Origin of the sequence: Micromonospora sp. NPDC049580 (assembly GCF_040675595.1) — a bacterium.
Lineage (GTDB): Bacteria > Actinomycetota > Actinomycetes > Mycobacteriales > Micromonosporaceae > Micromonospora.
This window is the reverse complement of record NZ_JBFAPG010000312.1, coordinates 1-7,703: the sequence shown is the minus strand read 5'-3', so window position 1 is coordinate 7,703 and position 7,703 is coordinate 1. Positions and strand designations below refer to the sequence as shown.

General features: G+C 72.8%; 8 protein-coding genes. 3 read left to right on the top strand and 5 right to left on the bottom strand.

Annotation, left to right across the window (positions count from 1 at the left end):
* Positions 1-132 precede the first annotated feature (132 nt).
* Together AB0J68_RS22285 and AB0J68_RS22280 are read right to left on the bottom strand one after the other, a co-directional pair.
* Complete coding sequence (locus tag AB0J68_RS22285; RefSeq protein ID WP_007454112.1) at positions 133-354, bottom strand: DUF397 domain-containing protein; 222 nt, start codon at positions 352-354, stop codon at positions 133-135.
* Positions 324-1,199, bottom strand: coding sequence for a helix-turn-helix transcriptional regulator (locus AB0J68_RS22280; RefSeq protein ID WP_354854929.1), 876 nt, complete (start codon positions 1,197-1,199; stop codon positions 324-326). The genes AB0J68_RS22285 and AB0J68_RS22280 overlap by 31 nt, the downstream gene beginning before the upstream one ends.
* Before the next feature lie 625 nt (positions 1,200-1,824).
* Between AB0J68_RS22280 and AB0J68_RS22275 the strand changes: the two genes are divergently transcribed.
* Entirely contained in the window at positions 1,825-2,109 is a 285-nt protein-coding gene (locus AB0J68_RS22275) for a hypothetical protein (protein WP_354854927.1), read from the top strand.
* 96 nt (positions 2,110-2,205) lie between these two features.
* On the top strand, positions 2,206-2,646 hold the full coding sequence (locus AB0J68_RS22270; protein WP_363940342.1) for a hypothetical protein: 441 nt from the start codon (positions 2,206-2,208) through the stop codon (positions 2,644-2,646).
* 7 nt (positions 2,647-2,653) lie between these two features.
* Here AB0J68_RS22270 and AB0J68_RS22265 read toward each other — a convergent pair whose 3' ends face one another.
* Both AB0J68_RS22265 and AB0J68_RS22260 read right to left on the bottom strand, forming a co-directional pair.
* On the bottom strand, positions 2,654-3,472 hold the full coding sequence (locus AB0J68_RS22265; RefSeq protein WP_354854923.1) for a PASTA domain-containing protein: 819 nt from the start codon (positions 3,470-3,472) through the stop codon (positions 2,654-2,656).
* A 166-nt stretch (positions 3,473-3,638) separates the two neighbouring features.
* Positions 3,639-4,340 carry a PASTA domain-containing protein gene (locus AB0J68_RS22260; protein ID WP_355063284.1) on the bottom strand — a complete coding sequence of 234 codons (702 nt, stop codon included), beginning with the start codon at positions 4,338-4,340 and terminating at the stop codon, positions 3,639-3,641.
* A gap of 122 nt (positions 4,341-4,462) precedes the next feature.
* Here AB0J68_RS22260 and AB0J68_RS22255 point away from each other — a divergent pair, with 122 nt between their 5' ends.
* Positions 4,463-5,932 carry a hypothetical protein gene (locus AB0J68_RS22255; protein ID WP_363940340.1) on the top strand — a complete coding sequence of 490 codons (1,470 nt, stop codon included), beginning with the start codon at positions 4,463-4,465 and terminating at the stop codon, positions 5,930-5,932.
* A 31-nt stretch (positions 5,933-5,963) separates the two neighbouring features.
* Here the strand turns inward: AB0J68_RS22255 and AB0J68_RS22250 are convergent, their stop codons facing one another.
* Positions 5,964-7,442: a glutamate--cysteine ligase gene (locus AB0J68_RS22250; protein WP_354854917.1), complete on the bottom strand. Its 1,479-nt coding sequence runs from the start codon at positions 7,440-7,442 to the stop codon at positions 5,964-5,966.
* Positions 7,443-7,703 lie beyond the last annotated feature (261 nt).

Below are 7,703 nucleotides of genomic sequence, written 5' to 3'. Positions count from 1 at the left end.
ACCGGGTGTGGCGAGGGGATTCCGGGGGGAACGTCGGGGGGCCGGGCCGTTGGGTGGGGGTGGGCGGCGCTCCGGGACGCGGTGGGTCCCCGCCCGGTCGGGACCGGACGGGGACCTCGACTGCTCACTCGGTCAGACCGAGCCCAACACACCATCCCTGGTGCCGGCGACGAAGGCGTGCCAGTCGCCGGGAGCGAAGACCAGGGCCGGGCCGGCCTTGTCCTTCGAGTCCCGCACTCCGACCGCCCCGGTCACGTACGCCACCTCCACACAGTTGTCGCAGTTCGGCCCGCTCTTCGAGCTCTTGAACCACGTCGCCTGCGTCAGGTCCACGGGGAACCCCTTGGTCGCCATCTCGGCTCCTCTGCCAGTTTTGCGATGTGTGCGATGGACTCCTCTGGACGAATGGCCGCAGCGCGGATGTGATCGAAGATGAAGCTGTACTTCTGCAGTTCGTCGCTCTTCTCAAGGAAAAGCCCACCCGTGGCGTTCTCCGCGTACACGACATCCGGATCACCGGGCTCGGGAAAACTGAGGATCGTGAAGGTCCCGTCCATGCCGGCGTGCGCACCCACCTCGAAGGGGAGGATCTGGAGCGTCACGTTCGGCAACTCGGCCACCTCGACCAACCGCCTGAGTTGGCCGCGCATCACCTCGTCCCCGCCCACCGGCCGACTTACCACCGCCTCATCGAGCACCACCCACAGATCGACCGGATCGTCCTGGGTCAACAACGACTGACGGCCCAGACGGACACGCACCCTCTGGTGTACCTGATCGGCGGTGAAGTCCGGACGGGCGGCTCGGATCATCGCCCCGGCGTACTCCTCGGTCTCCAACAGGCCCGGAACGACCTGCTGTTCGTACGCCCGGATCGAACTCGCCGCCGCCTCCAGCCCGACGTACGCCCCGACCAGCACCGTGCTGTACGGGTGCCACCAGCCCTTCTGCCGCGCCTCCCGGGCGATCTGGACGAGTTCGTCGCTCTCGGCACCCACGACGCCGTAGATCCTCAGCATGTCCCGCACGTCGCGCGGGGTGGCCGTGGTGTGCCCCGTCTCGATCCGGGAGATCTTGGACGCCGAGCACTCCAACTGCTCGGCGACAACCTCGATGGTGATCCCGGCCGACTCCCGCTGCCGGCGCAGCTCGGCGCCGAGCCGCCGCCGTCGGATCGTCGGGCTGCGCCGCTCACTCATTGCGCGGCCTCGGAGTCTCTGGTCCTCGCCGCTGGTTGCTCGACCCCACTCTCGGGCTACCTCCGGTCGACGCGCCACTGGCTGCCGCTCACCGGGGGCGCGACCGTCGACCGGCGAGCGTTCGCGACGAGGGGTGGTGCCGGTCATCGGCCGGCCGCGACGGGCGAAACCGGCCCTCAGTGTGCCGTCCGTACGCGGATGGCTTCAAGCGCCGCTTTGCGTGGCGGACTCACGTATCGGCAAAAGTCGACGTGCAACTTGCATGAAGCACGTCGCTGATGCAGTCTGTCCGTATGGCACGGATCACTCAGCGTCTCCGTCCGCTCTCCGGGTGTGGTGACCCCACCGACCCCGGATGGCCGGGCGGGGCGCGGGCCCGGCCGGCGCCACTCAGACCTGCGCCGGGGTGATGACCCCACCGCTGCAAGCCAGCTGACTGCGGCGGTGGGCGCGGTTCCCGGAAGCAGTCAGGTGATGGTCGGGTGGCGGCACGCCACCAGCGGGTACGGCCCGACCACCATCACGCACCAACCGGTCCACGAGGCGCGATCCCGTCACCGGGCCGAGACATCCCAGACCAGTCACCCGCCGGCACGACGCCGGCTCTCCCTCCCCAGGAGCCCATGTGCTTCCCCGCTCCGGTGACGTTCTGCACGTGACTCGCGCGGCGAGTGTCCAGTTCCTCAGGCCGATCATGTTCCGGGTGATCCGGGTGCTCGACTGGCCGACCTACGACGGTTGGCTCTGGCTCGACGGCTACGAGCTCAACGCCGCCGGCGATGCCGTCAACCGACGGTCGATCTTCGTACAGCGGGAAGGGCTGCGACAGGTGCAGGCCGCGCCGGAGCCCCGCCCGCACACCGTACGGACCCGACGACCGGTCGCCCGTACGCCGGTCAGAGTCGGCTGACCAGCGCGAACCGCCGCGGGTAGGCGTGCCGTCGCCATAGAATCGGTACGCCCACCCCGGCATGTTCCACCGCACGTCCAGGACCCTGAGCCTGGGATGGTCATGGTCAATCAGCCCGCCGTGCGGCGGCACCACCGCTCCCGTATCACCTACGCTCTCGGACTGCTCGCTCTCCTCGGCGCCGTGACCACCATCGTGGTCCTGGTCCGCGACCCGGCGTTGTCGTCCACCCGGCTGGCCGTTCCGGTGCCGGCTCCGGAGATCACCGTGGTCGACGCCGACCCGCCCGCCGACGAACCTGGCTGGACCAGCGCCGATGCCCCCGACGGACGCGTCGGAGCGTCCGACCCGGCCGGCGAGGCCGCCGGGGCCGGCGCCGGCGGTCAGTCCGACGGACCGGAGGAACTCAGCGACGCCGCGCCGGCGGGGCACACCGCCACGGACGTCCGCCGCTCGCTGTTCTGGTCCGGGATCTTCGGCCTCACCATCTCGCTCGCCGGCCTCGGCCTCGTCGGCACCCGCCGCCGGATGTGGTGAACATCGGTCACGGCGTGGTCGTCACCGTCGGGCTCGGGCTGGTCGGGCTGGTAGCGGTCGAGGGCCGCGCCTGGGAGATCACCAGCAGCACCTCCTCGTCGGTCCGCACCGTCGCGCCGGCCTCCGGATCGGTGCTGACCACCGTCCCCGGCGGCAGCTCGGACGGGCGGTACACCACTCGGTAGCTCAGGCCGAGCCGGTCCAGCAGCCTCTCGGCGGTGGCCTGCGGCAGGCCGGTCAGCGGCGGCACCGGTAGCCGCGCTTCCTCGGTGGTCGCCGCCGGGCTGCTCGGCGTCGCGCTGCTGGGCGCCGCCGAGGTCGGGGCGCTGCTGCTCGGCGGGGCGCTGGCACTGGCCGGCGGGACAGACGGCGTCGCCGGGTTGTCGGGGTCGTCGTCCCGGGCGTTGAGCACCACCCACAGAGCCGCCCCGAGCAGCCCGGCGAGCAGCAGAGCGAGTACGCCCCAGAGGATCGGCAGCCACCAACGCCGGCCACCCTGCTCCTCGACGTACCAGTCCGCAGTCGGTTCGGCCGGTCGGGGCGCGCGCACCTCGGCCCGCCCGGACCACGGCGGCGGCGTCGACCGCTCCACCGGCATCCGCGCCGTCCGGTCACCCGACGGCTCCGCGGCGGCCCGGTCGATCGGCATCGTCTCGTCCGGCGACCCACCACGACCAACCGAAACAGCCCGGTCGATCGGCATCGTCTCGTCCGGCGACGCGGTGCGGTCCGGCGGCTGCGGCCGGTTGCCGCCGGGGGGCGGCAGGGGGCGCGTACGGTCGTCCTCGGGCTCCCCGGCGGGCGGCTCCTGGCGGTCGTCGCTCATCGCACGTCCTTTCCCGAACCGGGCGGGCGCCGTGGCCCTCGACCGTCAACCTAACCGCCCACGTCGACATCGGCCGGTATCGGTGCCGCGAGCCGCGTGCCGCAGTCGGGTCAGCTGGTGTCCGACGGGCCAGGCCGGGTGGGTCGACGCCGCAGAGCGGTGCGGGTCAGAGGGTGGGCTTCACGGTCGGCTGGCTCGGCGGGGGCGCCGCCCCGCACCAGATGCTCACCTCGTCGTTCCAGCGGGCCGGGCCGTCCTCGGCCGGCTCCTGCCGGCTGACCTTCCCGCTGCGCCCACTGCGGTAACGCGGGTAGAGCCCCTCCTCGACCAGCTCATCGGCGGCCTCGGCGCAGTCGTCGCCGACCACGTCCGGCACCTCGGCGGCGGGGGCCGGACCGGCCACCTGGAGCTGGACAGTGGTGCCCCGGGCCACCTCGGTGCCCACGGCCGGCGAGGCGCTCTCCACCGTGCGGCCGGTGCCGCCGCCGAAGACCAGACGCCAGCCCAACCGCTGCTTACGCAGCATCTCGCGGGCCTGCACGAAGTCGGCGCCGACCACCGGTGGCACGGTCAGCCCGGTCCCCTTCGTCGTGGAGGCGGTCGTCCGTGGGGCGGACGGCGTGGTCCGGCCGGTGGTCGGCCGGGACGAGGTGGCCCGGCCGGTCGGCGTACCGGCCGTGGTGGCCACCGCCTGCGGGTTCGCCGGAGATTCGCCATCGTCGCCGGCCAGCAGCCAGCCACCTGTCGCACCGACCACGGCCAGCAGCACCGCGACCAGCCCGCCACCGAGCAGCACGCTGGCCCGGCTTCCACCGCCGCCGGCCTGGCCGCCGGCGGAATCCTGCCGACCCGTGTTCGCGTCCGTCATACCGCCCACCGCCTCATCACCGGCGACCGTACCGTTAGCCGCCCATCACGTTGTGCCGACGGTCCATACCGGCGGGTCACCACGACTCGCCGCACCGACGACGGGACGTTACGCTGCCCGGCATGGCCAGACGGGGCTGGGGAGTATCGATCGTGACGGCGATCGGGGTCGCTGCCGGCGCGGGCGCCGCGCAGCTCGGCTTCGGCTACGGGCTCGGCGTCATCACCTGGACGCCCACCGACGCCGGGGCCAACGACACGGCCTGGGCGGATGGCCTCGCCTGGGCCAGCTGGCTCGCCGCCAGCTCGACAGTGCTCGGCGCGGTCTGCGCGCAGCGACTGCACCAGCGTGCCGTACCCCCAGCGGTTGACCAGCCGGCCACCGGCGCCGAGCCGACGGCACCCGCCCCGGCGACCGAGGCGGCGCTGCCGCAGCCGGCGGCGCTCGAAGAGGGAACGCCGGCCCGTACCGAGGGCGCCGACGCGGCGCGGGCCCGGCCGACCTCGGCGGTCGATCGAGCGGCACCGGTGGCCGACACGCCGCCCGACGAGCCCGGCGGCCTGTTCCGCAGGCTGTCGCTGGCGCTCGGCGCCGGGCTCGGTGGACTGGTCACCGTGCTGCTGGTCGCCGTACCGGCCCGGGTCGCCGCGGGTGCCGACAGCGGCACGCCGCAACGGGTCGCCGCCCTGCACGCGGTGCTGGGCATTCTGATCGGCGTGTTCGTCGCGCTCTGGGCGCTGCGCTCCCGCACCGCCGCGCTGAACGTCACCGCGACGGCCGCCTGGCTCTGGCTGCTCGCGGTGGTCTCGGTCATCGACGGGGTACGCGTCGGGCGCGGGCTCACCGGCGCTCAGCTCGGCACCTGGCAGCTCGACCCGGACCACGCGCGGTACTGGATCGGGGGCCAGCTCTACTGGCCCGGCGCGCTGCTGGCGCTCGTACCCGCGCTCCTGATCGGTGCGCTCGCCGCTCGGGGCGCCGCGCGGTCGGACGGGCACCGGATCGGCGCGGCGGCCTCCGGCGCGGCCGGTCCGCTGCTCGTCGCGCTCGCCTACCTGACCACGGTGCCGCGCTGGGTCACGCTGGGGCCCGCACAGTTCTCCACCCAGCTCATCGCCCCGTACGCGGTGATCGCCGGTGTCGGCGGCTCGGTGCTGGCCGCCGTCCTCGCCGAGCGGGCCGGCCGCAGGCGCGTTGCCCACCGACGGTCAGCCGCCGCCGGCACGCAGCCCGCACCGACCGCCCCGATGGAGCCCGATCCGACCACCCGCCCGGGCGCTCGGATCGGCAGCACCTCGGCCGGCGCGACCGTACCGACTCCCGGTGGCCGGGCGACCGGCGCTGGGCCGGACGGCGACGGGCCGGCGACGGACACCTCGACCGGTACGGCGCCTCGGCGCGGCAGGACCACGTCGCCGGTGACCAGGTCGGAGGCCCGGTCGGGCGACGCGAACGCCGCACCCCGGGTACCGACGCCTCGGCCGTCCCCGGACGACACGGCTCTGGCCGAACCCGCCACCACCGGGCCGACCGAGGACCCGGCACCCCGGCGTGCCCGTCCGCCCCGGAGGAGCACCCGCCCCACCGACTGACTCCCGGTCCGACCCCGCCGGCGGGTTGCGCTCAGTCGACGGGCCAGGTGTGGACCGGTTCGTTGGAGCGCTGGAGTTCCGCGTAGCGCTGCACCATGTGGTGCAGGGCTGCGCTGCGGTCCATGCCCCGGTGGCGCTCCGCCGCCCAGACCGCCTCGGTCTGCCAGACGGCGCCGTTGCGGCCGGTACGACAGCGCTGCTCGATGATGCCGAGCAGCCGGTCCCGCTGCGCCGGGTCGACGCCGAACCCGTCCAGGCCGGTCGCGGCGACGGGCAGCAACTGCTCCAGCACCAGCTTGGTGACCGGTACGTCACCGAACCGGGGCCAGTGCAGCACGGCGTCCAGACCACGTCGGGCCGCCGCGTGGAAGTTCTCCTCGGCCGAGCTGAACGTGAGCTGACTCCAGATCGGCCGGTCCGCCTCGGCCAGACCACGGACCAGCCCGAAGTAGAAGGCCGCGTTGGCAAGCATGTCCACCACCGTCGGACCGGCGGGCAACACGCGATTTTCCACCCGCAGGTGCGGGCGGCCGTTCATGATGTCGTAGACCGGGCGGTTCCAGCGGTAGACGGTGCCGTTGTGCAGCCGCAGCTCGCCCAGTTGGGGCACTCCGCCGGCGTGCAGCACCTCCACCGGGTCCTCGTCCTCGCAGATCGGCAGCAGCGGCGGGAAGTACCGCACGTTCTCCTCGAACAGGTCGAAGATCGAGGTGATCCACCGCTCACCGAACCAGACCCGGGGGCGTACGCCCTGAGCCTTGAGTTCTTCCGGGCGGGTGTCGGTGGCCTGCTTGAACAGGGCGATACGGGTTTCGGCCCAGAGTTGGCGGCCGTACAGGAAGGGCGAGTTCGCTCCGACCGCCACCTGCACACCGGCGATGGCCTGGGACGCGTTCCAGTAGTCGGCGAAGCTGTCCGGCGCGACCTGGATGTGGAACTGGAGACTCGTGCAGGCCGCCTCGGGGGCGATCGAGTCGGTGTGCGTCTGCAACTGCTCGACGCCACGGATGTCGAGTTCGATGGCCTCGCCCCGGGCGCCGACGATCTGGTCGTTGAGCACCCGGTAGCGCTCGTTGGTGGAGAGATTGTCCTCGACCAGGTGACCCTCGGTGAGGGTGGGCAGGATGCCGACCAGGACGATCTTCGCGTCGGACTTGGCCGCGCGCTCGTCGGCCCGGGTGAGGCTGCTACGCAGGTCGTGTTCGTAGTCGGCGAGACCGGCGCCCTCGATCAGTCGGGGTTCGGCGTTCAACTCCAGGTTGAACTGCCCCAGCTCGGTCTGGAACAGCGGATCGGCGATGTCGGCGAGGATCTCCTCGTTGCGCATCGCCGGCTCGGCCCGCGAGTCGACCAGGTTCAGCTCGATCTCCAGGCCGGTCATCGGCCGGTCGGCGTCGAACCCGAAGTCGTCGAGCATCAGGGCGAAGACGTCCAGACACCGCCGGACCTTCTGCCGGTAGCGGACGCGGTCCTCCCGGGTGAAGGCGCCCTGCGAGACGTCCCTGCCCATGTGTCCTCCCGACAACCGGCGCGGTCGGGATCCTGCCGTCCCGGAAAGCGCATTGTGAACCATCCACGTTAAGAGCGCTCGCCTGGCCAGGGCCAGAGGCCGACGACGGTGATCCGACGCTGGCCGGAGCGGATGCGCTCGTGGCGCCATCTCTACCCCGTCGCTGCCGCGCCGGACCCCGTGGCGGTGCCAACAAGTCGTGACAATTCACACGCCCTCGGTACGGACGACGCCGGGCCCGCGCCGACGTGGGGCGCGGGC

Bases quoted from the DNA above. Each gene is read 5' to 3' on its own strand.
- AB0J68_RS22265 (WP_354854923.1), bottom strand. From the start codon at position 3,472: ATGAGCGACGACCGCCAGGAGCCGCCCGCCGGGGAGCCCGAGGACGAC.
- AB0J68_RS22280 (WP_354854929.1), bottom strand. From the start codon at position 1,199: ATGAGTGAGCGGCGCAGCCCGACGATCCGACGGCGGCGGCTCGGCGCC.
- AB0J68_RS22270 (WP_363940342.1), top strand. From the start codon at position 2,206: ATGGTCATGGTCAATCAGCCCGCCGTGCGGCGGCACCACCGCTCCCGT.
- AB0J68_RS22260 (WP_355063284.1), bottom strand. From the start codon at position 4,340: ATGACGGACGCGAACACGGGTCGGCAGGATTCCGCCGGCGGCCAGGCC.
- AB0J68_RS22250 (WP_354854917.1), bottom strand. From the start codon at position 7,442: ATGGGCAGGGACGTCTCGCAGGGCGCCTTCACCCGGGAGGACCGCGTC.
- AB0J68_RS22285 (WP_007454112.1), bottom strand. From the start codon at position 354: ATGGCGACCAAGGGGTTCCCCGTGGACCTGACGCAGGCGACGTGGTTC.
- AB0J68_RS22255 (WP_363940340.1), top strand. From the start codon at position 4,463: ATGGCCAGACGGGGCTGGGGAGTATCGATCGTGACGGCGATCGGGGTC.